Source organism: Streptomyces asiaticus, from assembly GCF_018138715.1.
GTDB classification, from domain to species: domain Bacteria; phylum Actinomycetota; class Actinomycetes; order Streptomycetales; family Streptomycetaceae; genus Streptomyces; species Streptomyces asiaticus.
In genome coordinates, this window is record NZ_JAGSHX010000006.1 from 5,556,904 (window position 1) to 5,580,627 (window position 23,724).

Consider the following 23,724-nt stretch of genomic DNA (forward strand, 5'->3'; position numbering starts at 1 on the left):
AGCCGGGCTTATGCTGGAGGAGTACGAAACCGTTTCGTTCGGAAGCTCGGAGGGAGGCGACACCCCATGCGGACCACGGATCAGCCGACGGAGGACCGCGACACCGCCCGGGTGCGCCGCAGCAGACTCTCCCCCGAGCGCGAGCGGGAGCTGTACGAGGCGGTGGTCGAGCTGCTGGGCGAGGTCGGGTACGACGGTCTGACGATGGACGCCGTCGCGGCCCGCACCCGGTCCAGCAAGGCCACGCTCTACCGCCAGTGGAATGGCAAGCCGCAGCTGGTCGCGACCGCGCTGCGGCACACCAAGCCCGTTCTGCTCGAAGGCGTCGACACCGGATCGCTCCGCGGGGACCTGCGGGAGATCGCACGGTGTTCGGAGACCGCCCATGAGCGGGACGCCGCGCTGATGAGGGGACTCGCCCACGCAAGCCACGACAACCCGGACCTTCACCAGGCCCTGCGAGAGTTGTTGATCTTCCCCGAGATCGACGCGCTCCACGCGCTGCTGAGGCGCGCCGTCGACCGCGGCGAAGTCGCCCCGGACCGGCCCGCCCTGAACTACGTCGTGCACATGATGTGCGGCGCGTTCATCACCCGACCGCTCGTCGAGGGCAAGCAGCCGGACCAGACGTATCTCCTGGAGTACATCGACGCCGTGATCCTCCCCGCACTCGGCGCCGCATAGCCCTTCCTCTCACACTCCCCCGAAACTCCCCCCGATCTCCCCGCACAACCACATAGGACCCCGGCCGGCGCGCCGCTCTCGTCGCCGGTTCGGTCACCCATCCCTGCCCTGCCAGCCAACCGACGGGAGCACCCCTTCTCGTGGCCACCTTCCTCTATAAACTCGGCCGGTTCGCCTTCCGGCGACGCGGCTTCGTCGCGCTGATATGGGTGGCGCTGCTCGCGGTCGCGGGCGTCGGCGCCGCCACCGCCTCCCAGCCCGCCAACGACAGCTTCTCCATCCCCGGCACCGAGGCCCAGAAGGCATTCGACCTGCTGGAACAGCGGTTCCCCGGGGGTAACGCGGACGGCGCCACCGCCCGTGTGGTCTTCCGCGCCCCGAGCGGCGAGAAGATGACCGACCCGGCCAACAAGGCGGTGGTCACCAAGACCGTCGCCGAGCTCAAGGCCAGCTCGCCGCAGGTCGCCTCGGTCGCCGACCCCTACCAGGCCCATGCCGTCAGCAAGGACGGCACCACGGCGTACATCCTGACCAGCTACAAGGTCAACGCCATGGAGCTGGAGGACCCCGCCAAGGACGGTCTGAAGGAGGTGGGGGACAAGGCCCAGAAGTCGGGGCTGACGGTGCAGATCGGCGGTGACGCGCTCCAGGAGATGCCGGAGACCGGCTCCACCGAGATCATCGGCATCGCGATCTCCGCGGTCGTCCTCGCCATCACCTTCGGCTCGCTGGTCGCGGCCGGACTACCACTGCTGACCGCGCTCATCGGCGTCGGCATCGGCATTTCGTCGATCACCGCGCTCGCCACCACCCTGGGGCTGTCCACCACCACCTCCACACTGGCGATGATGATCGGCCTCGCGGTCGGCATCGACTACGCGCTGTTCATCGTCTCCCGCTACCGAGCGGAGCTGGCCGAGGGACGGGAGCGGGAGGAAGCCGCCGGACGGGCCGTGGGCACCGCGGGCTCCGCGGTCGTCTTCGCCGGCCTTACGGTCGTCATCGCGCTCGTCGGCCTCGCCGTCGTCAACATTCCGATGCTCACCAAGATGGGCTTCGCCGCGGCCGGTACGGTCGTCATCGCCGTCCTCATCGCGATCAGCCTCATCCCGGCGGTGCTGGGCTTCGCGGGCAAGCGGGTGTTCGGGCGCAAGGCGCGCCGGCGGATGGAGGAGCGTGCCGCGGCGGCCGCCGCGAGCGGCGGGGACGCCCCCGAGGAGAAGCCCAACATGGGCACCCGCTGGGCCCGCTTCGTGCTGCGCCGCCCGCTGATGGTGCTCCTGGTGGCCGTGCTCGGCCTCGGTGCGGCCGCCGTGCCCGCCGTCAGCCTGGAACTCGGTCTGCCGGACGACGGCTCGCAGCCGGTCAGCAGCCAGAAGCGCCAGGCGTACGACGCGATCTCCGAGGGCTTCGGCCCCGGCTACAACGGTCCGCTGATGGTGGTCGTGGACGCCAAGGGCAGCGACGACGCCAAGGGCGCGGCCCAGCAGGTCCGTAAGACCATCACCGGTCTGGACGGGGTGGCGGGGGTCAGCCCGGCCGCGTTCAACAAGGCCGGTGACACCGCGACGCTCACCGTCGTCCCCAAGTACAAGCCGAGCAGCATCGACACCGAGAACCTGGTCGGCGACATCCGGGACAAGGCGAGCGGGTTCACGTCCGACACCGGCGCCGAGGTGCTGGTGACCGGCCAGACGGCGATGAACATCGACATCTCGCAGAAGCTCAACGACGCGCTGGTGCCCTATCTGGTGCTCGTCGTCGGACTGGCCTTCCTGCTGCTGATGGTGGTCTTCCGGTCCGTCCTGGTCCCGCTCAAGGCGGCGCTCGGCTTCCTGCTCTCCGTCGTCGCGGCGCTCGGCGCGGTGGTCGCGGTCTTCCAGTGGGGCTGGCTGGCGGATCTGTTCGGGGTCGAGGAGACCGGTCCGATCATGAGCATGATGCCGATCTTCATGATCGGTGTGGTGTTCGGTCTGGCGATGGACTACGAGGTCTTCCTGGTGACCCGGATGCGGGAGGCGTACGTCCACGGCGAGCGCCCCGGCCAGGCCGTCGTCACCGGCTTCCGGCACGGCGCCCGGGTGGTCACCGCGGCCGCGGTCATCATGATCAGCGTCTTCGCGGGATTCATCGGCTCGTCCGAGTCGATGATCAAGATGATCGGCTTCGGCCTCGCCACCGCCGTTCTCTTCGACGCCTTCGTGGTCCGTATGGCCATCGTGCCGGCGGTGCTGGCGCTGCTCGGCAAGGCGGCCTGGTGGCTGCCGCGCTGGCTGGACCGGGCGCTGCCCAACGTGGATGTGGAGGGCGAGGGCCTGCGCAAGCAGCTCGAGCAGCCCGCCGCGGCCCAGGAGCGCGACAGGGACTCCGACGCCGAGCTGACCCGCGTCTGACCAGCGTCCGACCCGCGTCCGACCTTGTGTCTGACCCGCGGCTGACCGTGTCTGACCCGTGTCTGACCCGCTTCTGACCCGCTTCTGACTCGCGGCTGAACACCTGGCGTCACGCCTCGGCCCGACGGCGGCCTTCCGATCCCGGAAGGCCGCCGTCCGGCGTTTTCCGCGGGCCCACGCGATCCCGCGATGTAGGCGCTCTTGCGAACGACTTGCAGGTACGGGCTACCATCGGGCCGATAGTTGCAGCTCAGGAGCGGAGTCCCGTCATGCATGTGCCCGACGGATTCATCGACGCACCGGTGTCGGTGGCGACCGGTGCGGTCGCGGCCGGGGCCGTCGCGGTCAGTTTGCGCGGTGCCCGGCGGGAGCTCGACGAGCGGACCGCGCCGCTGGCCGGGCTGGTCGCGGCGTTCATCTTCGCCGTGCAGATGCTGAACTTCCCCGTGGCCGCCGGGACCAGCGGCCATCTGCTGGGCGGGGCGCTGGCCGCGATACTCGTGGGGCCGTACACGGGGGTGTTGTGCGTCTCCGTGGTGCTGCTGATGCAGGGCGTGCTGTTCGCGGACGGCGGGCTCACCGCGCTCGGCGTCAACATCACGGACATGGCCCTGGTCACCACGGTCGTGGCGTACGCGCTCTTCCGCGCGATCGTGAAGCTGGCCCCGCATCGCCGCCGTACGGTCACCGTCGCGTCCTTCGTGGCCGCGCTGATCTCCGTACCGGCCGCGGCGGTGGCCTTCACGGCGATCTACGCGCTCGGCGGCACCGCCGATGTGGCGATCGGCAAGGTCTTCGCGGCGATGGTCGGTGTGCATGTGCTGATCGGCATCGGCGAGGCGGCGATCACCGCGCTGACGGTCGGTGCCGTCGTGGCCGTGCGGCCAGATCTGGTGTACGGGGCGCGGGGGGTGACCGCGCGTCCGCTGGAGATCCGCAGCAGCCCGCTGGCTCCGGCCACCCCGGGGGCGGTGGCGCGGGCCGAGGGCCCGGCGGCCGAACCCGCCGCGGCGACCTCCGAGATCCCCGAGCCCGCCGGGACCCCCGAACCCGCCGCGGCGCCGCGGCGGTCGGCCCGGCGCGTGTGGTGGGCCGGGCTCGCGGCCGCGCTACTGTGCGCCGGGGTCGTCAGCTTCTACGCCTCCGCCAGCCCCGACGGGCTGGAGAAGGTCGCCCATGACAAGGGGATCGACCAGAAGAAGGAGGACCACGCCGCCAAGGACTCCCCGCTCGCCGACTACGGCGTCAAGAACATCACCGACGCCCGGCTCTCCGGCGGGATCGCCGGGGTGATCGGGGTCGGGGCCACCCTCGCCGTCGGCTCCGGGGTCTTCATCGTCATACGGCGGCGCAGGGCGACGGCCGAGAGCGGGCGGGGCTGACCGTGGGCGCGGGACACGCACACAAGCTCTACCGGGAGGGCCGGTCGCCGGTCCACGCCCTCCCCCCGCACTGCAAGATCGCCGCCGTCTTCTGCTTCGTGCTGGTCGTGGTCTCCACGCCGCGCGAGGCCGTCTGGGCCTTCGGGGCGTACGCGGTGCTGCTGGCCGCAGTGGCGGTGGCGGCCCGGATCCCGGCCGGGTACGTACTGCGGCGGCTGCTCATCGAGATCCCGTTCGTGGCCTTCGCCGTGCTGATGCCGTTCATCGCGGAGGGCCCGCGGGTGGAGGCGCTGGGGATGTCGCTGAGCGAGTCGGGGCTGTGGAGCGCCTGGAACATCCTCGCCAAGGGCACCCTCGGCGTCGCCGCCTCCGTCCTCCTGGCGTCCACGACCGAACTGCGCGCCCTGCTGCTGGGGTTGCAGCGGCTGCGGATGCCCTCGCTGCTGGTGCAGATCGCCTCGTTCATGATCCGCTACGGGGACGTCATCTCCGATGAGATGCGCCGGATGCGCATCGCCCGCCAGTCGCGCGGCTTCGAGGCGCGCGGGGTGCGGCACTGGGGCGTGCTCGCCTCCTCGGCCGGGGCGCTGTTCATCCGCTCCTACGAACGGGGCGAGCGGGTCCATCTGGCGATGGTCAGCCGGGGCTATACGGGCACCATGCCGGTGATCGACGATGTGACGGCGTCCCGTACCCAGTGGATGTACGCCGCCGCCCTCCCGCTGACCGCGCTGGCGGTCTGCCTGACCGGATGGATGCTGCCATGACCGACCCCGCCACCACTCCGCCGTCCCTCCAGGTGTCCGGTCTGGCCTATGCCTACCCCGACGGCCACCAGGCCCTCTACGGCGTCGATCTGACCGTGGCCCGCGGCGAGCGGGTGGCGCTCCTGGGGCCCAATGGCGCGGGCAAGACCACGCTCGTGCTGCACCTCAACGGCATCCTTACGGCGGGCGCCGGGACGGTCACGGTCGCGGGGCTGCCGGTGGCGAAGGCGCATCTGGCCGAGATCCGCCGCCGGGTGGGCATCGTCTTCCAGGACCCGGACGACCAGCTGTTCATGCCGACCGTGCGCGAGGACGTGGCCTTCGGCCCGGCCGCGGCGGGGCTGCGCGGCGCGGAGCTGGAGGAGCGGGTGCGCCACGCGCTGGAGCGGGTCGGGATGGCGGAGTTCGCCGACCGGCCGCCGCACCACCTCTCCTTCGGGCAGCGGCGGCGGGTGGCCGTGGCGACCGTACTGGCCATGGAGCCGGAGATCCTGGTCCTGGACGAGCCCTCGTCCAACCTCGATCCGGCCTCGCGCCGCGAACTCGCCGACATCCTGCGGTCCCTGGAGGTGACCGTGCTGATGGTCACCCACGATCTGCCGTACGCGCTGGAGTTGTGCCCGCGCTCGGTGGTGCTCAGCGGCGGGGTGATCGCGGCGGACGGCGGAACGCAGGAGCTGCTGTGCGACGAGGGGCTGATGCGTGAGCACCGGCTGGAGCTTCCCTTCGGCTTTGACCCGCGTTCGGTGACGGTGCCGGTGAGGTGACGGGCTGGGGGTGTCCGCCGGCGCTTGGCGCCTGCGGCGGGCTGTTCCCCTCCCCGCCCCTTCCCGAAACCGGGGCTCCGCCCCGGGCCCCGGGCTGGGGCTCTGCCCCGGGCCCCCGGCTGGGGTTCCGTCCCGGGCCCCCGGCTGGGGCTTCGTCCCGGGTCCCGGGCTGGGGCTCTGCCCCGGGTCCCGGGCTGGGGTTCCGTCCCGGGTCCCGGGCTGGGGCTTCGCCCCGGGTCCCGGGCTGGGGTTCCGTCCCGGGCCCCCGGCTGGGGCTTCGTCCCGGGCCCCCGGCTGAGGTTCCGTCCCGGGCCCCCGGCTGGGGCTTCGTCCCGGGTCCCGGGCTGGGGCTTCGTCCCGGACCCCGGAGCGGGGCTCCGCCCCGGCCCCCGGGCTGGGGCTTCGCCCGGATCCCGGGGGCCGGGGGCGAAGCCCCTGCACGCGGCTTCGCCGCGTGGTCTGTCGGACCGGCGATCAGCGTCGGTGAGGTGAGCGGTCATCCGGACCCGCCGGACATGGACATCGGTGTCGATGTCGCTCGGCATGGGCGGCCGGCCTTGATCCGCTCCACCGCTGCCAGCAGATCCGCCTGCCCCACGCGCGGCCGCCCCGTCCGCAGCACCTCCGCCGCCGCGTCGATCACCGCACGGCGGATATCGCGCCCGGTCACCTCGTCCACCCCGGCCAGCCCCTCCGGCGATACGTCCTCGGCGAGGGGCAGCGCCTCGGGCAGATGGCGCCGCCAGATCCCGGCCCGCGCCGCCTCGTCCGGCGCCGGGAAGCGCACATGCCACACCCGGCTGTCGAACGCCGTGTCATAGCTGGTCACCAGGTTGGTGGCCAGGACGACCAGCCCCTCGTGGCTGTCCAGGGCGGTCAGCATTTCGCTGCGCATGGCGTTCACCGCGTGTTCCGAGCCATGGGTGGCGGTCTCGAACCGCGAGGACATCAGCGCGTCCGCCTCGTCGAGGAAGAGCACCGCGCCCTGCTCGCGCGCCGCGTGGAAGAGCGCCGCCAGATTCTTCGGGCCCTCCCCGTAGTACTTGCTCTCCAACTGCGAGGCGCGGGCCGCGATCAGCGAACGGCCCAGCCGGTGGGCGAGGGCGTGGGCGGCCAGGGTCTTGCCGGTGCCGGGCGCGCCCTCCAGGTTGATCGCCGAGCCTGGGTGCGGCTGGATCTCGCGCAGCCCCCACTCGTCGAACAGCACCCGGCGCTGCTCCACGGTGTGCACGGCGCGCAGCAGCTGGTCCAGCGTCCGGTCCGGGAGCACCAGGCGGTCGAAGGTGTACAGCGGTGGCGACGCGGTGAACCGCCGCGCCCGCTGCGCGATCGACGGCTCGTCCGGCCCCGCCTCCGCTTCCGTCTCCGCTGCCCTCTCCGCCGCCGTGCCCGCTCGCGGCCCCGACTCCGCCGCCGCCCCCGGTGGTTGGTTGGTGACGGTGACGGTGAGCGGCCGTGGTCCGCCCCGGCCGCTGAACTCCTTCGCGGCCTCGATCAGCCGGGTCCGCAGCAGCGCCGCCTCCACATCGTCGGTGCCGCCCGGAATCCCGGTGACGGCGAAGGCGGTACGCGAACCCCTTCCCAGGTTCCTCACTGGATCTCCCCCCCTCGAACGCCGGCCGAGCGCAGGCCCCTCAGACGCGGAGCCTCGGACCCGGAGCCCCAGGCCCGGGCCCTCGGCCCCGGACCTCAGCCCCAGACCGCGACCCGGTGGTGCGTATGAGCGCTGCGCACCCGCTGCTCGGCCTGCTTCGCCTCGATCCGGCGGCTTTCGACGAACTGCTCCCGCGAGGTGTCGAAAAGCCCTTGGATATAGCTGACATTGCCGTTGCGGATGGACTCGGAGACGGTGACCGCCCGCAGATCGGGATCGGTGTGCAGCCGCTCGCTCCGGGACCGGAACCAGTCCGCCAGGAGCTCGATGGTCACGCAGACGACATGGACCACCGCGACCGCGCCGATCCCGCCGAGTGCGAGGAGGACCATGCCCAGCAGGCTCAGCATGACGGCCCCGCCTCTCCGAAGATGATGAGGTCCTTGTCCCCGAAGGCCGCGCGGAGTTCCTCGTCCAGGCGCCGGGCCCGGCAGACCCACACCGGGGCGGACGCCTCGGTGTCGCCCAGCGGAACGCCCTCCTGGTCCAGGAAGAAGGTCTGTACGAGGAAGACCGGCCCCTGGCGCCGCCGCAGCACGGCACCGGCGGCCGCTTCCGGTGCCCGTGGGCGGTTGCGGACCAGGAAGGAGACCACATCGCGGTAGCGGAGGACGCCGCGCGGCGATACTCGCCGGGCGCCCCGCCCCCGCCCGCGCTCCCGGTCGCTCCGGGCCCCGGGGGACCGGCACCCGAGCCGGGCGTCCGTCCCGCGGAGCGTCACGTCGAAGGTGCCGAGGAGACGGTCACCGGTGGCCGTCTCACGAGAGCCGCGCTGGTCAGGCATGGGCTTCCCCCGTCTTCCGAATCCGTCGTCCGAACCGGTCGTCCGAAGAGGCGGGCCCCCGGTTCCCCCGGCGAGGGCCCGATACCGATCCTGCGCGCCTCGCGTGTCGCTTTTCGTCCCCCGGGACGGTGGGAAATCCGGGAGATCGCTGTCGGCGCCCGTGACGACAGAAACCGACATCCGCGCGGGCCCGCATCGCTCGGCCCCGCATCGCTCGGCCCCGCATCGCTCGGCCCTTCATCGCTCGGCCCCGCATCGCTCGGCCCTTCATCGCTCGGCCCCGCCCCGGCGCGGCGGATGCGCCCCCAGGTCGGTCAGCCGGCGCAGCAGCAGATCCGGTTTGGTGTGCCGGGAGCACACGTACATCGCGAACATCATGCGGATGTCCGCCGGTTTGGAATTGATCCCGCAGGCGGTCATGGCCCGGTCTATCTGCGTACGGACCGTGGAGACCTTCACATCGAGGTGGGCGGCCGTCTCCTCGTACGAGTACCCGTCCGCGTACCACTCCAGCGCCCGGACCTGGCCCTCGCTCAGCCCGGCGGCCCAGGGGGAGAACACCACGGGCTCATGGGCGGGCGGCTGCTCGGCCGACGAGGCCATGTAGAGCGCGTCCAGCAGGGTCAGCTGGCCGAGCCCGGCCCGGGCGCACTGCATCCGGAAGTCCCGCAGATCCTCCCCGTAGCGCTTCTCGCTGACGCCCAGCTCCTCCAGGATCCAGGCCACCCGGCCGCCACGGGCCGTGCGCCCCAGCAGATCGGCGAAGTACGGCGGCACACTGAGCCCGCATTCGCGCACCGCCGTCTCCAGGGCGGAGGCCAGATGCGGTTTCAGCCAGTGCGGATGGTTGCGGGCGTCCCATACGGCATTGGCCAGGACCGCCGCGCCGACCGTCTTGCCGAAGACCGCCTTCGCCCCGCACACCCAGGGGGCCACCCGCTGGCGCCACTGCTCGGCCGCCGTGCACACCACCACATCCGAGCGGCGCACCAGATCGGCGAACTGCTCGGCGGTGCCCACCCCCATCATGTCGGCCACGCACACGTCGTACTCCGCGCCGCTCACCTCGAGTTGCTCCACGGAGTCCACCTCGCTGACCACGGTCAGCCGTGGATCGGCGTTCAGCGCGGCCACCAGGCCGCGTCTGGTCATCTCATGGTCCTCGACCACCGCCACCTGGAGTGGCTGTTTCGGTCCGTACTCGGCCGACTCGTCTCTCATCCGACGCCCCCTTGACTCGGCTCGGTCGTGTAACTCGTCTCGGTGTCGTTGTCCCGTTGGATCGGCAGGGTGAGCGTCACCTGTGTGAACCCGGGGACCGACCGCACCCGCAGCGCCCCGCCCCGCTCGCGCAGCAGGCTCTCGTGCAGCGCCAGCGACCGCATGGCGCCGACCCCGCGTGCCAGCACCCCGGGCGGGAAGCCCACGCCCTCGTCGGTGACCACCAGCTCCACCAGCTCGCCGCCGTCGGCGTCCTCGACGAGGTCCACATGCAGCACCGCGTCATGCACCCCGGCACTGCGCGGCACATTGATCAACAGGGCGCGCAGCGCGGGCTCCAACAGCTCCACCTGGGACGGCAGCACCCGGGCCGCGGCGCCGACCACCCGCTCGGTGACGATCGGCTCCACGGTGAGGGTGTCGTTGGTGGCCAGGGCCACCTGCCGGTGGACCATGCCGATCAGCGGCACCGACTCGCTGAACCGCCCGGTGCCGATGAAGGTGGCCAGCCGCTCCCGCGCCACCACCGCCGATTTGCGCAGCGAGTCGATCTGCTCGGGGTCCGAGGCGTCGATCCGCTGGAAGGCGTTGAGGGTGTGGCCGAGGTGGTTGTGGAGCTCGATGGCGAGCAGCTTGCGCTGCTCCTGCTCATGCAGCTGAAGGCTCATATCGCCCAGGTCGGCGGCGAGTTGCAGCAGGAACGCGGCGCCGCGGCGGATGAGATACGCCAGCGCTCCGTAGCCGGTGAGCCCGATGAGCACATCGGAGCGGGCCAGCGCCGCCGGGCCGCCGTCGCCCAGGGCGACGACCGCGGCGTAGGAGGCGGCGATCGCGCAGGTGCCGATGACCAGCACCCGCCGTGGCCGGCCGAGCGCCGAACCGATGCCCGCGGCCGAGATCTGCTCGGTGGTCAGCACCAGCAGCGGGGCCATGTCCTGCGACCGGTGCGGGCCCATGACCAGGGCACACGCCCACAGGAACAGCACGGCCGAGCACAGCTCCACACCGGCCGCCACACCGTCGTACGTGGTCGGCGGCGGATCCCGCGGATCGGGCCGGACGCCCGCGCGCTCCCGCTCGGTGTCGTCCGCGAGCATCCGCCGGTGGTTGCGGACTATGCGCGCGACGAACCACAGGGATTCGGCCACCACCGCGATCAGCAGCAGCAATGCCCCGCCGCGGTGCGGCAGACGGCCCGCGATCCCGGGCACCGTGACCGCCAGCTGGATGCCGTGCATCAGTCGGAAGATCAGCAGGATGCGCAGCATCTGCCATTCCATGTCCCGGCGGGCCAGCCGGTGCCGGTCGGCCGGCGGTTCGGCGACCTGGTGATATCCGTCGGTGGGGCGCGGCGCCCGCCCGCGCCCCCGCTGTCGTTCCTCGCGTGTCCACGCCCACGCCCACGCCCATGAACGCGGCCGCAGCCGCCCCCGTAACCGAGCCACGTGCCCCCCGATTTCCCCCGGATTCCAGTGTGCGGTGGCCGGGGGCGGCGCAATAGGGACCCTTGGCCCTGGCGGACCCGCGTGTGCGGGTGCGGGAGGGCGCTCGGAGGCATACCGGGGGCGCGTGGCGCCTGCTCTTCCGCGCCGCCCCACCGCACCAGCGGCGGGCCGTTCCGTTACGCCTCCCGCGCCGCCAGGCTGGCCCGCACCGCGCGCACGAGCGCCTGCGCACGCGGATCGGCGGTGACACCGCGCCGCATACCGTTGGTGACGTAGGCAAAGCCGATGCGCGCCTCCGGGTCGGCGAAGGCGAGGGACCCGCCGCGCCCCGGGTGGCCGAAGGAGCCCGGACCCAGCAGCGGGCAGGCCGGGCCGTGCAGCATATAGCCGAGGCCGAACCGGGTGCCGACGACCAGGACCCGGTCAGGGCCCGCGGACTCCTCGGTGCGGGCCATCGTCAGCGTCGCCGGGGCGAACAGCCTGCCCCCCGAGCGGGCCGTACGGGCCGAGGGCAGCGGGCCGATCAGCGCCGCGTAGAAGCGCGCCAGTGCCTCGGCGGTCGCCACCCCGCCCGAGGCGGGCAACTCGGCGGCCAGATACGCGGGGTCGTTCTCGTCCGGCAGCGGGGTGATCGCGGCGAACGCCCGCCGGGTCAGCGACTCGGGGTCCCGGTACGCCTCGGCGACCGACCGCTTGGGGCGCAGCCGCGGCCCCTGGGCGGCGGGCACGGAGAGCGCCTCCACCGCCGCGATCCGGCCCACCCGGCCCCGCTGCTCCTCGGGCAGCCCGAGCCACAGGTCGAGCCCCAGCGGCCGGGCGATCTCCTCGGCGATCCAGCGCCCGATGGTCCGCCCGGTGACCCTGCGCACCAGCTCGCCCAGCAGCCAGCTGTACGTCTGGGCGTGGTAGCCGTGTGCCGTACCGGGCTCCCATACGGGCCGCTGGGCGGCGACGGCCCGCGGCCCGGATATGCCGTCGATGGCCTCGGCGGGGGTCAGCGGGGTGTCGAGCACGGGCACGCCGGTGCGGTGCGCGAGCAGATGCCGCACCAGCACCCGCTCCTTGCCGGCCGCCTTGAACTCCGGCCAGTAGGTGCTGACCCGGCCGTCCAGGTCCAGCTGGCCGCGCTGGTGCAGCAGCAGCGGCACGGCGGCGGCCACGCCCTTGGTGACCGACCGGACGACCTGGGCGGTGTCCTGGACCCAGGGCTCGGGGCCGTCGTCGGCCCCGGGACTGTTGTCGCCGTCGTTGTCGGGGGTCTTCGTACCGCCCCACAGATCGACGACCTTCTCGCCCTCCCGGTACAGGACCACGGCCGCGCCGCGCTCACCGTGCCGGGCGAAGTTCGCCGCGAAGGCGTCCCGGACCGGTTCGAAACCGTCCGCCACCGTGCCCTGGACGTCCACCACTGTCCGACTCCCGCCATGTCGACCCGAGCGTGTGTGCTGAGTTTCTCTTATGGTGCAACGCCCCGCGCGGGAGGATCATGCCGGGGCCGGGCATGATCCCGGCGGACCCGCCGCGATGGGGCGGCGGCGGTCCCGGAACCGACGAGAAGGGGCACACGGTGCGGAGATTCGAGGGCTACGCGGTCATGCTCACCGGCGCGGGGCGCGGGATCGGGGAGGTGACCGCCCGCCGGTTCGCCGACGAGGGCGCCCAGGTGCTGATCACCGACCAGGACGGCGAACGGGCCGCGAAGGCCGCCGAGTCCATACGGGCCGACGGCGGCGAGGCCGAGTCGCTGGGCTGCGACGTGGCACTGCGGGCGGACGTCGAGGCGACCGTGGCGCACGCCGTAAGGAGCTTCGGAAGGCTGGACGTCCTGGTCAACAGCGCCCACTCGTGCCACGTCGACACCCCGCTGTTCGAGGACCAGGCGGACGACGAGTGGCAGCAGGACATCGATGTCACCCTCGGCGGCGCCTTCCGCTGCTCCCGCGCCGCGCTGCCGCACCTGGCCGCCGCGGAGGGCCGGGGCGCGATCGTCAACGTCGGCTCGGTCAACGGCCTCCAGGACTTCGGCAACCACGCCTACAGCGCCGCCAAGGCGGGCCTGGGCAGCCTCACCCGCACCCTGGCCGCCCACGCCGCCGCCCGGGGCGTCCGCGTCAACCTCGTGGCCCCCGGCACGATCCGCACCCCCGGCTGGGACGGCCAGGAGGACACCCTGCGCCGCGCCGCCGAGGTCTACCCCCTCGGCCGGGTCGGCGAACCCACCGACATCGCCGCCGCCATCACCTTCCTCGCCTCCTCCGACGCCGCCTGGATCACCGGGATCACCCTCCCCGTGGACGGCGGCATCACGACCACGAACGTGGCGGTGCGCAGGGCCTTCGGTCACTTGGAGACGCCCAGCGAGACATAGTCGTAAGCGCCCTGCCAGGGGTCGCTCGTATAGACGTTGGTCAGCCGGGAGCCGCGCCAGAGCACGCTCTTCTGGAACAGGATGGGCAGATACGCGGCGGAGTCGGAGATCCTCCGATTGATCTGCGCGTAGTCGCTCCCGGCCTTTTCCGGGTCCTGTTCGGCGATCGCCGTGTCGAAGAGGTGGTCGATCGTGGGGTCGTCCAGCAGGGCGGTATTGATATTGCCGGTGTCCCGCGTGAAACGGCTGTCGGCGAGCGGCTGGAGAAAGCTCTGACCGGTCGGGAAGTCGGGGGCCCACCGGTTGAGGATGATGCCGTAGCCCTTCTCCTGCACCACTCCGGGCGAGCCGACCCTGTCGAAGTAGTCCGTGATGCCGATGCGCTCGATATGGGTGCTGATACCGACCTGTTTGAGGGATGCGGAGAGCGACGCGGCGATATCCAGGTCTCTCCCGCTGTCACGCACCGCCATGGTGATCGTGAACCCCTTCGGCCGTCCGCACGCCTTCAGCTCCTCCTTCGCCTTGTCGGCGTTCGGCCTGCCGTTGTTCTCCAGTGTTCCGTACGGGTCGTAGGAGGAGTCGGAGCCCGCGATGGTGGGCGGGAGCATATGGGGCGCGATATCGCCGGTCAGCTGTTCACCGGAAGCGGTCCGCAGGTTCTCCCTGTCCGCCGCGTAGAGGACCGCCTTACGGCAGTGGACGTTGTTCAGGGGTTTGACGGAGCGCGGGAGGGCCGCGAACAGGAGCACCCCGGTGTACGAGGTGTCCAACCGGGGCTTGAGGTCGGAGCTGTTCCTGGCCTTGGTGAGGGCGGGTCCGGTGAATCCGGACGATTCCAGGTCCAGGTCGTACCGGCCGGAGAACAGGGCATTCGCGTTGGCCTGCTCATCACCGTTGATATCCACCGTGATCCGGTCGGGAAGGGCGGTGCGGATCGGGTCGGACGACCGCTTCCACTCGGTGTTGCGGACCAGTTCCAGTGACGTGCCCGGCTGATAGGAGCGGATTTTGTACGGCCCCGAGGAGAACGGCCCGTCCGTGTACTTTCCCTTGGTGTCCTTCTCCTTTTTCACCGGGGATCCGGACGGCATGGCGAGCATGCGCTCGAAGTCGCCATTGGCCTTCGGGAGGTTGAAGACGATGGTCCTGTCGTCCGGGGTGCCGATGGCCTTCAGCCCGAGCTTGTCCTTGGAGTTGTCCTTGTACGGCCCTTTGTAGGTGAGGTCGGGATCGAGCGTCTCCTGGAGGAAGATCGGGCCACCCGGGAGCTCGTCCTGGGCCCAGACCCGCTCGATGCCGTACTTGATGTCATAGGACGTGATCGGGGAGCCGTCCTCCCAGGTGATCCCCTTGCGCAGGGTGTAGGTGTACGTCTTACCGCCGTCGGTCACCTTGGCCGTCTTCTCCGCGAGGTCGGGGACCAGTTCGGCACCGTCCTTACCGGGCTTGGGGGCGTAGGTGACCAGTTGGCGGGCGTAGTAGCGGGAGAAGTTCCAGATGTAGCCGTAATAGGTGCGCTGGGGGTCCCAATAGTCCGCGTCGTTCCGGCTGATGAACTTCAGCGTTCCGCCCGGTTTCGTCGAGGCGTTGACGACGGCGCCCTTGGCCGCGGCGTTGTACCCGGAGGTGGGGCCCGGCTTCGGTTTGCCGGACGACTTCGGCTTCGACGGGTGCTGCCCGGAGTCGTCCTTGGAGGAGTCCTTCATCCAGGACATCGCCAGGGGCACGCCCGCGGCCACCAGGGCCACGACGAGCGCTCCCGCCAGCCCGTAGGTGACGGCGCGGCGGCGGCCCCGAGAGGCGGCGCCGCCGGGGGAGGGGAGCGGGGCGGGCGACGGCAGGGCCATCGGCGACCAGGTGGGCATCGGCGGCACGGCGGGCAGCGGCGCGGGCGGCGGCGTCGGCTCGTGGCCGTACGGTGTGGGTTCGTGGCCGTACGGCGGTGGCGGGGGCGGCGGCTCGTGGTCGTACGGCAGGGGCGGCGGGCCGAAGCCGGGCGGTGCCCAGGCGGCGTTGCGCGCCAAGGCGAGCCCGCCCGCCGTGTTGCGGTCGCGCTTCTGTGGCAGCGGCCGCCCCTTGGCCCGCAGCGCCGCGTACACCTGCGCGTAGACCGTGTCCAGGTCCAGTAGCTCCGGCCCGCCCGGCACCCCTTCGCGCAGCAGCCGCAGCAACTCACCCGTGAAGGCTGTATGGGTCTCACCGGGCGGGGCGAGCGCGAAGCTGGTGTCGGGGACGGAGGCCAGCAGATAGGTGCCCTCGATCTCCACCTGGTCGATGACCGCCTCGGCGCTCGCCGCGCTCATGAAGCCGAGCACGCGTCCGCTGAAGCAGCAGTCGAGCAGCATCACCTGGCGCCCGGCCCGCCCGTCCAGCACGACGTCGCGCAGCGTGCCGTACGGCAGTCCGGTGTAGGAGCGGTGCTGCATGGACCCGGTCAGCCCCAGGAAGAGCTCGCCGCGGCGCGGTTCCACGAGGCCGTGTCCCGCGAAGTACACCAGCAGGGTGTCCGTGGCCTCCTCGGCCGCGGTCCGGACGGCCTCGAGGACCTCGACCGCGGTGCCGGGGTCCTCGATGACCGTGCAGTGCTCGGGCGCCAGCCCCCAGGAGCCCGGGGCGCACAGGGCCGCGGCCAGCGCGCTCAGGTTGTTGGCCACCGCCGGGATCTGCTCCAGGTGGGCATAGCGGCTGGTGCCGATGAGCACAGCGCGGCTGGCGGCCGGATCGGGCAGAACGGCCACGGCTATCGCCCTTCCCCGCCGCCCTGACGGTGCGGTTCCGGTTCCCGTTCCGGCTCGGGGGCGGCCGGGCGCTCCAGCGCGTCGATCAGCCGCGCCAGCTCCTCGTCGCCGCCGTCGATGTCGACCGTAAGGTCACCACGGCGCACGGTGATCCGTGGGCCGTGCGGCCGCGTCTGCCGCCAGGTGGACAGCGCCAGCGCGAAGGAGGCCGCGCTCCAGGCGTTGTCGGTGATGAGCTGTAGCACATCGGTGAACACGCCCATCTGGCCCGGCGACGGCTCGGCCCGGACCAGCTCCACCTGGGCGCCGTGGCGCGTGTCCGGATCCCGTCTCAGCCAGTCGTGGAGCGAACGGAGCTCCGCCTCCCCACCGGTCACCGCTACGTCGATCCGCACCAAGTCCCCCTTGTGACGACGGTCTCCTGATTCTGGCCTACCCAGGCCCGCTCGCGCAGGACCACCAAGAGCAGGGGCAACGGAGTACGGGCACGCGCGACGGAGTACGCGGCCAACCCGCGTGCGGCATCAACCCGTGTGCAGCATCAGCCCGATGCCCGCCACCATCAGCCCCGCCGCCGCGATCCTCGGACCGCCGAACCGCTCCTTGAAGAACAGCGCCCCGATCGCCGCGCCCACGATGATCGACGATTCGCGCAGCGCCGCGATCGGGGCGAGCTCGGCCCGGGTCTGGGCCCACAGCACCAGCCCGTAGGCGGCGACCGACAGCAGCCCGCCGAGCAGTCCGCGCGCCGCGACCGGCCGCAGCTGCCGAAGGAGCGCACCGCGCCGGATCGCCAGGGCGCAGACGGGGATGGCGAAGCCCTCCAGGATCATCAGCCAGGCGATGTAGGCGGGCGGGCTGCCGGAGGCGCGCACCCCCAGACCGTCCACGACGGTGTACGCGGCGATGGACAGACCGGTGGCGATGGCGGCCGTAAGGGCGAGCCACTGCGGCGCGCCCCCGCCGTTCCCCTCGCGTTCGGCGTGCCGCGCCCCCCTGATGCCCCACAGCGCCACGCCCACCAGCCCCGCCGAGGCCACTGCGATGCCCGCCGCCTGCCAGCGGTCCGGCCGCTCGCCGACGAAGACCGCGGCGGCCACGGTCACCACCAGCGGGGCGGTGCCGCGCGCGATGGGGTACATCTGGCCGAAGTCGCCCAGGTGGAACGAGCGCATGAGCAGCAGCTGATAGACCACGTGGATGGCCGCGGAGGCCAGCAGATACGGCCAGGCGTCCGCCGCGGGCAGCGGGGTGAACGGCAGCAGCGCCAGCCCGCACAGCGCCCCGCCGCCACCCACCAGGGTGAAGGCGAGCAGCTGGTCCCTGATGCCGTGCGCGATCGCGTTCCAACTGGCGTGGGTGACGGCCGCTATGAGTACCGCGGCCGCGACCAGCGGGGTCACGCGGACCGCTCGCGCACATCCACCAGGGTGCCCTCGGCATGCGCGATCAGGGACTTGGGGCCGAGCGGGAAGACGGTGTGCGGATTGCCCGCCGCGGCCCATACGGTCTCGTGGTCCAGCAGCCGGCGGTCGGCGAGGACGCGGGTACGGGTGCGGTGGCCGAAGGGCGGCACCCCGCCGATGGCGTAGCCGGTGGTCTCCCGCACCAGCGCCGCGTCCGCCCGGCGGACGCTCCCGGCGCCCAGTTCATGCCGTACGAGCTCGACGTCGACCCGTGACGCCCCGTCCATCAGCACCACCACCGGCTGTCCGTCCGCCTCGAAGACCAGCGACTTGACGATCTGGCTCAGCTCACAGCCGATCGCCGCGGCGGCCTCGGCGGCGGTACGGGTGGCGTCGGGGAACCGGCGCACCTCGACGTCCAGGCCGAGCTCGCGCAGGGCGGCGGCGAAGCGGGGGTGGGCGGCGGTGTCAGGGGTGGAGTCGACCATGGGCCGACGCTATCGACGCCCCCGCGCCCGCCGCCACGACATTTCCCGTCGGTGGCATCACGACTTTTCCCGTCGGCGGCGTCCGGGCCCCGCTGACGGTTGCCGTCCGGGCCCCGCCGACCGGCGGCGTCCGTGCCCCGCCGACCGGCCGAACACGAAGGAGCCGGGCGGGCGCTCGACGCGCCCGCCCGGCTCCTGGGGCGTATCCGCGAAGGCTCAGCCCGCGCGCAGCAGCGCGGCCACGATCGGGCCCGCCGTGTCGCCGCCGTGGCCGCCCTCGGGGACCACACCGGCGGCCGCGACGTCGTCGCGGTACGCGCTGAACCAGCCGTTCGGCTTCTCCTGGTTGTCCACCTCGGCGGAGCCGGTCTTGGCGCCGAAGTCACCGCTCATCCCGGCCATCGCCTCGGCGGCGGTGCCCGAGGTGGCCGTGAGCTTCATGAGCTTCTTCAGCTGGTCGTGGGTGCTGGACTTCATCGCCCTGCTCGCCTTGGCCAGCGTCCGGTCGTCCAGCGACGGCGAGACCAGGTACGGCTGGCGGAAGGTGCCGGTGGAGGCGGTGGCCGCGACCGACGCCATGTTGAGCGGGTTCATCCGCACGCCGCCCTGGCCGATCAGCGAGGCGGCCTTGGAGGCCCCGGACTGCACCGGCACCGCGCCGTCGAAGGTGGGCACGCCGGTCTGCCAGTTGAGCCCGATGCCGAAGACGTCCCGGGCCTCCTTGCTCAGGTCGTCGTCCTTCAGCTTCCCCGCCTGGCTGATGAAGGCCGTGTTGCAGGAGCGGGCGAAGCTCTGCTCGAACGTGCCGTTCTTGATCTCGAACTTCTTGTCGTTCTGGAACTTCCAGCCGCCGTAACTGAAGTACTTCGGGCACGGATGCGGCTTGCCGTACGCCGCCAGACCCTTGTCCATCAGCGTCGTCGAGGTGATGATCTTCATCGTCGAGCCGGGTGCGTACGAACCCTGGAAGGCGGTGTTGAAGCCGCTCGCGGGGGAGTTGGCCAGCGCGAGGATCTCACCGGTGCTGGGCTTGACCGCGACCACCGACGCCTTGGTGCGCTTGCTCACCTGCTGCTCGGCGGTGCGCTGGAGCGATGCGTCGATCGTGGTGCGGAGCGTGCCCGGGGTGCCCTTGGAGAGCACCTTGAGGGTCTTGTCGGGGGTCTTGGAGCCCTTGGCGCGCTGGATCCAGGTCTCCACGCCCGCCTCGCCGCCCGCCTTCTTGCCGTACCGCTCGCGCAGCGCGGCCAGGACGGTCTTGAGGGTCGGGTGTTCGGAGGCGGTCAGCTCCTTGCCGTCGCGGTCCACCGCCTTGATCGGCGGCGCCTCGGACGCGCCGGTCTTGAGCGTGTCGCCCTCGGCGAGGTCGGGGTGCACCACGGAGGGCTTCCAGGCGACGACCGGCTTGCCGGTCTTGGTGTCGCGGGTCACGGTCAGCGAGGATTCATACGCCCAGGGGACGCTCTCACCGCCGGAGGAGAGCTGGGCGCTGACGGAGAACGGCACCTTGGCGCCGCTTGCCTGCCCCGCGTCCAGCGTCACCTTGGCCACCTTGGCCTTCGTGCGGTAGCCGCTCAGCGCGGTGGTGGCCGCGCCGCTGTCGTCCGTAAGGGCGGCGGCCTTCGCCGTCTCGCCCGCCGACCAGGCCGCCAGGAACGCGTGGGCGGTGGTCTTGACCTCGGCCGCGCTGGGCGGGCCGGTCTTCACCTTCTTCAGGGACGGCTTGTCGTCACCCGAGCCGGCGCTCGCACCGTCCTTCGGGCCGGCTGAATCGTCCTGGCCGCTGCCGCAACCGGCCACACCGACCATGGCGGCGAACACCGCACCGACGATCGCGGCTCTCGCGCCACTCCGCATTTCAGAACCCCCACACTGTGTTCTCGGTTCCCCCCATCAGTCGATGGGGGTCGCGGTGCCCGGCACTCTACCGGCACCACGTGAAGCCCCCGCGCCCTCACCGTAGGGGGCGCGGGGGCCGTGGCCGGATCCATGCGGTGGGCCAGGGGCCGAGCCGGGGTCAGATCCACGTGTCGAGCCACATCCGGGCGCGCCAGGCGTCCATGGGGATCGTCTGGCCCGTGTACAGCGGGAAGAAGTAGATGAAGTTCCAGATGATCAGCAGGACGAGCGCGCCCGAGCCGACCGCGCCGATCACCCGGCGGGTCTCGCTCGCGCCCGGTGGCCCCAGCAGCGCGCCGATCATCATCGCCACCCCGAGGCACAGGAAGGGCACGAAGACGACGGCGTAGAAGGAGAAGATTGTCCGGTCCTGGTAGAGGAACCACGGCAGATAGCCCGCGGCGATCCCGCACAGGATCGCGCCCGCCCGCCAGTCGCGCCGCAGCGCCCAGCGGAAGAGCAGGTACAGCAGTGCGAAACAGGCCGTCCACCACAGCAGCGGGGTGCCGATGGCCAGCACCTCGCGGGCGCACTTCTCGGCGGCGTCCTTGGGACAGCCCTCCTGGCCGGCCCGCGGGGACTCGTAGAAGTACGAGACCGGGCGGGACTGGACCAGCCAGCTCCATGGATTGGACTGGTAGACATGCGGCGAGTCGAGGTTGACGTGGAACTTGTAGACCTCGGACTCGTAGTGCCACAGGCTGCGCAGCGGGTTGAGCAGCCAGTCGAAGGCGCCGCCGGTGCCATGGCCGCCGCCGCCGTCGGACGTGGCGGACTCGGACCAGTGGCGGAAGTAGCCGCTGTGCCGCCAGCCGCGCCCCTGGTCGTAGCTGCCGCTCGCGGTGAACCAGCCCGACCAGGAGGCGATGTACGTGAGGATCGCCACAGGCACCAGCGAGACGAACGCCCAGCCCAGATCGCGCCGCAGCACCGCCCGGTAGGGGCGGAGGGCGCCCGCGGTGCGGCGGCTGCCGACGTCCCACAGGACGGTCATCAGGCCGAAGGCCGCCAGTACGTACAGCCCGTTCCACTTGGTGCCGATGGCCAGGCCCAGCAGCACCCCGGCCGCGATCCGCCACGGCCGCGCGCCCAGCTTCAGGCCCCGGGCGACGGCCGGGTCCGGCCGCGCCCCGCCGTTCTCTCCGGCCGGCAGCGCCGCCGCCAGCCTGGCGCGCGCCAGGTCCCGGTCGACGAGCAGACAGCCGAAGGCGGCCAGCACGAAGAACATCACGACCAGGTCGAGCAGCGCCGTGCGGCTCATCACGAAGTGCAGCCCGTCCACGGCCATCAGCGCGCCCGCGAGACAGCCGAGGAACGTCGACCGGAACAGCCGCCGCCCGATCCGGCACAGCATCAGCACCGAGAGGGTGCCGAGCACCGCGACCATGAACCGCCAGCCGAACGGGTGCAGCCCGAAGAACTGCTCGCCGAGCCCGATGACCCACTTGCCCACCGGCGGGTGCACCACATACGAGGCCGCGTCACTGAGCGGGATGTGCTGCGGGACGTCGAGAATCCGGTCGTTGGCGGATTTCGGCCAGGTGCCCTCGTAGCCGTACTCCCAGATCGACCAGGCGTCCTTGGCGTAGTACGTCTCGTCGAATATGACGTTGTCCGGGCTGCCCAGATGCCAGAAGCGGGTCAGCCCGGCGCACAGCGCGACGAGCAGCGGACCGCCCCAGCCGCTCCAGCGGGCGATTCTGGCCGCCGCCGAGGGGGTCGCGCCGAGGATCTCCCAGAGCCGGGTGCCCGGCTCCGCGTACGGCGGGACCAGCCGCTCCCGTACGCCGGGCCTGGTCTGGCCCGCGTATCCGAAACGGCGCAGCCGGCGTTGCCAGGCCGGCGGCTGCTGGCCGGTGGCTTTGCCCGGCTGGGCGTGGGTCGCGGTGTCACTGCTCACCGGCCCATCGTAGGGAAGCGGTCTGTGAGTGTGGCGGGGAAAGGCGGCGAACGGGGATTCGTGCCCGGGGCGGCGGCCTGGGGGCCGAGCCCGCGGCCGCCTCGGAGCCGAGCCCGTGGCCGGTCTCCGTCGGCCCCGCGGCCGGTCGTGGCCGGTCTCCGTCGGCCCCGCAGCCGGTCGCCGGGCCTTCCGCCCCCGGCTGCGAGGATGGGGGCGTGACTGGAACGCTCGTACTGGCAGGGACCCCCATCGGCGACACGGCGGACGCGCCCCCGAGGCTGGCCGCCGAGCTCATGGCCGCCGATGTGATCGCCGCCGAGGACACCCGGCGGCTGCGCCGCCTCACCCAGGCGCTGGACGTGCGCCCGGCCGGCCGGGTGGTGTCCTACTTCGAGGGCAACGAGTCGGCCCGCACGCCCGAGCTGGTCGAGTCGCTGGCCGGCGGCGCCCGGGTGCTGCTGGTCACCGACGCGGGCATGCCGTCGGTCTCCGACCCCGGCTACCGGCTGGTGGCCGCCGCCGTGGAGCGCGGGATCGCCGTCACCGCCGTGCCCGGCCCGTCCGCGGTGCTCACCGCCCTGGCCGTGTCCGGGCTGCCGGTGGACCGCTTCTGCTTCGAGGGGTTCCCGCCGCGCAAGGCGGGGGAGCGGCTGACGCGGCTGCGCGAGGTCGCCGACGAGCGCCGCACCCTGGTCTGGTTCGAGGCCCCGCACCGGCTGGACGACACGCTGGCGGCCATGGCCGAGGTGTTCGGCCCGGACCGCCGCGCCGCGGTGTGCCGGGAGCTGACCAAGACCTACGAGGAGGTGCGGCGCGGCCCGCTGGCCGAGCTGGCCGCCTGGGCGGCGGAGGGCGTACGCGGCGAGATCACCATCGTGGTCGAGGGCGCCCCCGCGCCCGGCCCCGACGAGGCGGGCCCCGCCGAGCTGGCCCGCCGGGTCGCGGTGCGCGAGGAGGCCGGTGAGCGCCGTAAGGAGGCCATCGCGGCGGTGGCGCAGGAGGCCGGGGTGCCCAAACGGCAGGTGTTCGACGCGGTCGTGGCGGCGAAGAACGCCGCGGGAAGCACCCCACGCGAAGGTAAAGCCCTGTAGCGAAATGCAAAGCTCAGGTTAGTAGCCGGGCAGTTGCACGCCAGTTTCTCCATCGCCGTTGCCAAATCTCGCTCAAAGAGAGGGAAGAGCCCGTGCGGTGGCGCCGGGAAAGGCGTCCACTAGTGGTGGAAGACCTGGGGCGATCCCATCCCGGAAGACTTGTCCTGTGTGACAAGAGGAGCTGCCATGAGCGATATAGCGGGAACTTCGAGCGGTGCTCATCCGATAGCCGCCCACACCCCCTCCGAACAGTCCGGCGAGGTGGCCCACGAGGCGTACGCCTTCGCCTGCATGAAGTGCGGGCACGGCTGGGAGCGGTCGTACGACATCGAACACCACGTGGACGGCGAGGGCCGCGCCTTCGTCGTGTACTTCACCGGCGGCCGGCGCGTCCCGTCCCCGCTGACGAGCCCCGACTGCGTCAACTGCGGTGCGCATCTGGTGCGGATCATGCGCTCGGGGCAGGTCTCCTCCGTCCTGGAGAGTGCGCGGCGCGGGAGGCCGCACACCACCCGGGACCGGAAGGACGGCACCGGCGCGCCGGACACCGAGGCGGACGCCGCGCCGGACCACGCACCGGAAAACGAGGGCCCCGCGCGACGCCGTGGGCACCATTGGCACCTTCCGAATCTGCTGCATCCCTTTCAGCACCACCGCGACTGAGTACGATCCGGTTCATATGAGCCGCTTCACATGAGCCGGTTCGAGTGGATTCGTATGATCCGGTTCCCGAG

The 23,724-nt window shown here is 72.0% G+C and carries 20 protein-coding genes; 8 read left to right on the forward strand and 12 right to left on the reverse strand.

The window, feature by feature from the left end; genetic code table 11:
* The first annotated feature begins 66 nt into the window (after positions 1-66).
* From KHP12_RS31170 to KHP12_RS31190, 5 genes are all read left to right on the forward strand, one after another.
* Positions 67-684 carry a TetR/AcrR family transcriptional regulator gene (locus KHP12_RS31170; RefSeq protein ID WP_240812954.1) on the forward strand — a complete coding sequence of 206 codons (618 nt, stop codon included), beginning with the start codon at positions 67-69 and terminating at the stop codon, positions 682-684.
* A 140-nt stretch (positions 685-824) separates the two neighbouring features.
* On the forward strand, positions 825-3,077 hold the full coding sequence (locus tag KHP12_RS31175) for an MMPL family transporter (RefSeq protein WP_086882502.1): 2,253 nt from the start codon (positions 825-827) through the stop codon (positions 3,075-3,077).
* A 269-nt stretch (positions 3,078-3,346) separates the two neighbouring features.
* The gene (locus KHP12_RS31180; protein ID WP_208653045.1) at positions 3,347-4,459 is read left to right on the forward strand and encodes an energy-coupling factor ABC transporter permease; all 1,113 of its coding nucleotides are present in this window, start codon (positions 3,347-3,349) and stop codon (positions 4,457-4,459) included.
* Positions 4,460-4,461: 2 nt separating this feature from the next.
* Positions 4,462-5,226, forward strand: coding sequence for a cobalt ECF transporter T component CbiQ (gene cbiQ, locus KHP12_RS31185; RefSeq protein WP_086882503.1), 765 nt, complete (start codon positions 4,462-4,464; stop codon positions 5,224-5,226).
* Positions 5,223-5,993: an energy-coupling factor ABC transporter ATP-binding protein gene (locus tag KHP12_RS31190; protein ID WP_211833958.1), complete on the forward strand. Its 771-nt coding sequence runs from the start codon at positions 5,223-5,225 to the stop codon at positions 5,991-5,993. Before cbiQ ends, KHP12_RS31190 begins: the two co-directional genes overlap by 4 nt.
* 496 nt (positions 5,994-6,489) lie before the next feature.
* Here the strand turns inward: KHP12_RS31190 and KHP12_RS31195 are convergent, their stop codons facing one another.
* The 6 genes from KHP12_RS31195 to KHP12_RS31220 form a co-directional block, all read right to left on the reverse strand.
* A complete protein-coding gene (locus KHP12_RS31195) occupies positions 6,490-7,587 on the reverse strand; it encodes an ATP-binding protein (RefSeq protein ID WP_308289520.1) in 1,098 nt (365 codons plus the stop codon).
* 95 nt (positions 7,588-7,682) lie between these two features.
* On the reverse strand, positions 7,683-7,997 hold the full coding sequence (locus KHP12_RS31200; protein WP_086885863.1) for a hypothetical protein: 315 nt from the start codon (positions 7,995-7,997) through the stop codon (positions 7,683-7,685).
* Positions 7,991-8,431: a hypothetical protein gene (locus KHP12_RS31205; RefSeq protein ID WP_086885864.1), complete on the reverse strand. Its 441-nt coding sequence runs from the start codon at positions 8,429-8,431 to the stop codon at positions 7,991-7,993. The genes KHP12_RS31200 and KHP12_RS31205 overlap by 7 nt, the downstream gene beginning before the upstream one ends.
* A gap of 267 nt (positions 8,432-8,698) precedes the next feature.
* Positions 8,699-9,652, reverse strand: coding sequence for a sigma factor-like helix-turn-helix DNA-binding protein (locus KHP12_RS31210; RefSeq protein WP_086885865.1), 954 nt, complete (start codon positions 9,650-9,652; stop codon positions 8,699-8,701).
* Positions 9,649-11,097: a sensor histidine kinase gene (locus KHP12_RS31215; RefSeq protein ID WP_143678448.1), complete on the reverse strand. Its 1,449-nt coding sequence runs from the start codon at positions 11,095-11,097 to the stop codon at positions 9,649-9,651. The genes KHP12_RS31210 and KHP12_RS31215 overlap by 4 nt, the downstream gene beginning before the upstream one ends.
* Positions 11,098-11,273: 176 nt before the next feature.
* On the reverse strand, positions 11,274-12,506 hold the full coding sequence (locus tag KHP12_RS31220; protein WP_211833959.1) for a serine hydrolase domain-containing protein: 1,233 nt from the start codon (positions 12,504-12,506) through the stop codon (positions 11,274-11,276).
* 158 nt (positions 12,507-12,664) lie between these two features.
* On the opposite strand from KHP12_RS31220, the gene KHP12_RS31225 reads away from it, so the two are divergent.
* The gene (locus KHP12_RS31225; RefSeq protein WP_086885867.1) at positions 12,665-13,465 is read left to right on the forward strand and encodes an SDR family NAD(P)-dependent oxidoreductase; all 801 of its coding nucleotides are present in this window, start codon (positions 12,665-12,667) and stop codon (positions 13,463-13,465) included.
* Here KHP12_RS31225 and KHP12_RS31230 read toward each other — a convergent pair.
* The 6 genes from KHP12_RS31230 to KHP12_RS31255 all read right to left on the reverse strand — a co-directional run bounded on the left by KHP12_RS31230 (position 13,438) and on the right by KHP12_RS31255 (position 21,899).
* On the reverse strand, positions 13,438-16,206 hold the full coding sequence (locus KHP12_RS31230) for a caspase, EACC1-associated type (protein ID WP_211833960.1): 2,769 nt from the start codon (positions 16,204-16,206) through the stop codon (positions 13,438-13,440). The genes KHP12_RS31225 and KHP12_RS31230 overlap by 28 nt on opposite strands.
* Before the next feature lie 2 nt (positions 16,207-16,208).
* On the reverse strand, positions 16,209-16,601 hold the full coding sequence (locus tag KHP12_RS31235; RefSeq protein ID WP_211833961.1) for an effector-associated constant component EACC1: 393 nt from the start codon (positions 16,599-16,601) through the stop codon (positions 16,209-16,211).
* Between the two features lie 129 nt (positions 16,602-16,730).
* Positions 16,731-17,609, reverse strand: a complete 879-nt coding sequence (locus tag KHP12_RS31240) for an EamA family transporter (protein ID WP_086881958.1) — start codon at positions 17,607-17,609, stop codon at positions 16,731-16,733.
* The gene (locus tag KHP12_RS31245) at positions 17,606-18,100 is read right to left on the reverse strand and encodes a YbaK/EbsC family protein (protein ID WP_086881959.1); all 495 of its coding nucleotides are present in this window, start codon (positions 18,098-18,100) and stop codon (positions 17,606-17,608) included. The genes KHP12_RS31240 and KHP12_RS31245 overlap by 4 nt, the downstream gene beginning before the upstream one ends.
* Positions 18,101-18,316: 216 nt before the next feature.
* A complete protein-coding gene (locus tag KHP12_RS31250; protein ID WP_086881960.1) occupies positions 18,317-19,957 on the reverse strand; it encodes a penicillin-binding transpeptidase domain-containing protein in 1,641 nt (546 codons plus the stop codon).
* Between the two features lie 160 nt (positions 19,958-20,117).
* Complete coding sequence (locus KHP12_RS31255; RefSeq protein ID WP_211833962.1) at positions 20,118-21,899, reverse strand: dolichyl-phosphate-mannose--protein mannosyltransferase; 1,782 nt, start codon at positions 21,897-21,899, stop codon at positions 20,118-20,120.
* A gap of 215 nt (positions 21,900-22,114) precedes the next feature.
* Between KHP12_RS31255 and rsmI the strand changes: the two genes are divergently transcribed.
* On the forward strand, positions 22,115-22,990 hold the full coding sequence (rsmI, locus tag KHP12_RS31260) for a 16S rRNA (cytidine(1402)-2'-O)-methyltransferase (RefSeq protein WP_037948286.1): 876 nt from the start codon (positions 22,115-22,117) through the stop codon (positions 22,988-22,990).
* A gap of 186 nt (positions 22,991-23,176) precedes the next feature.
* Positions 23,177-23,653 (forward strand): hypothetical protein, encoded by a 477-nt coding sequence (locus tag KHP12_RS31265; RefSeq protein ID WP_037948289.1) that lies wholly within the window; start codon positions 23,177-23,179, stop codon positions 23,651-23,653.
* Positions 23,654-23,724: the final 71 nt, after the last annotated feature.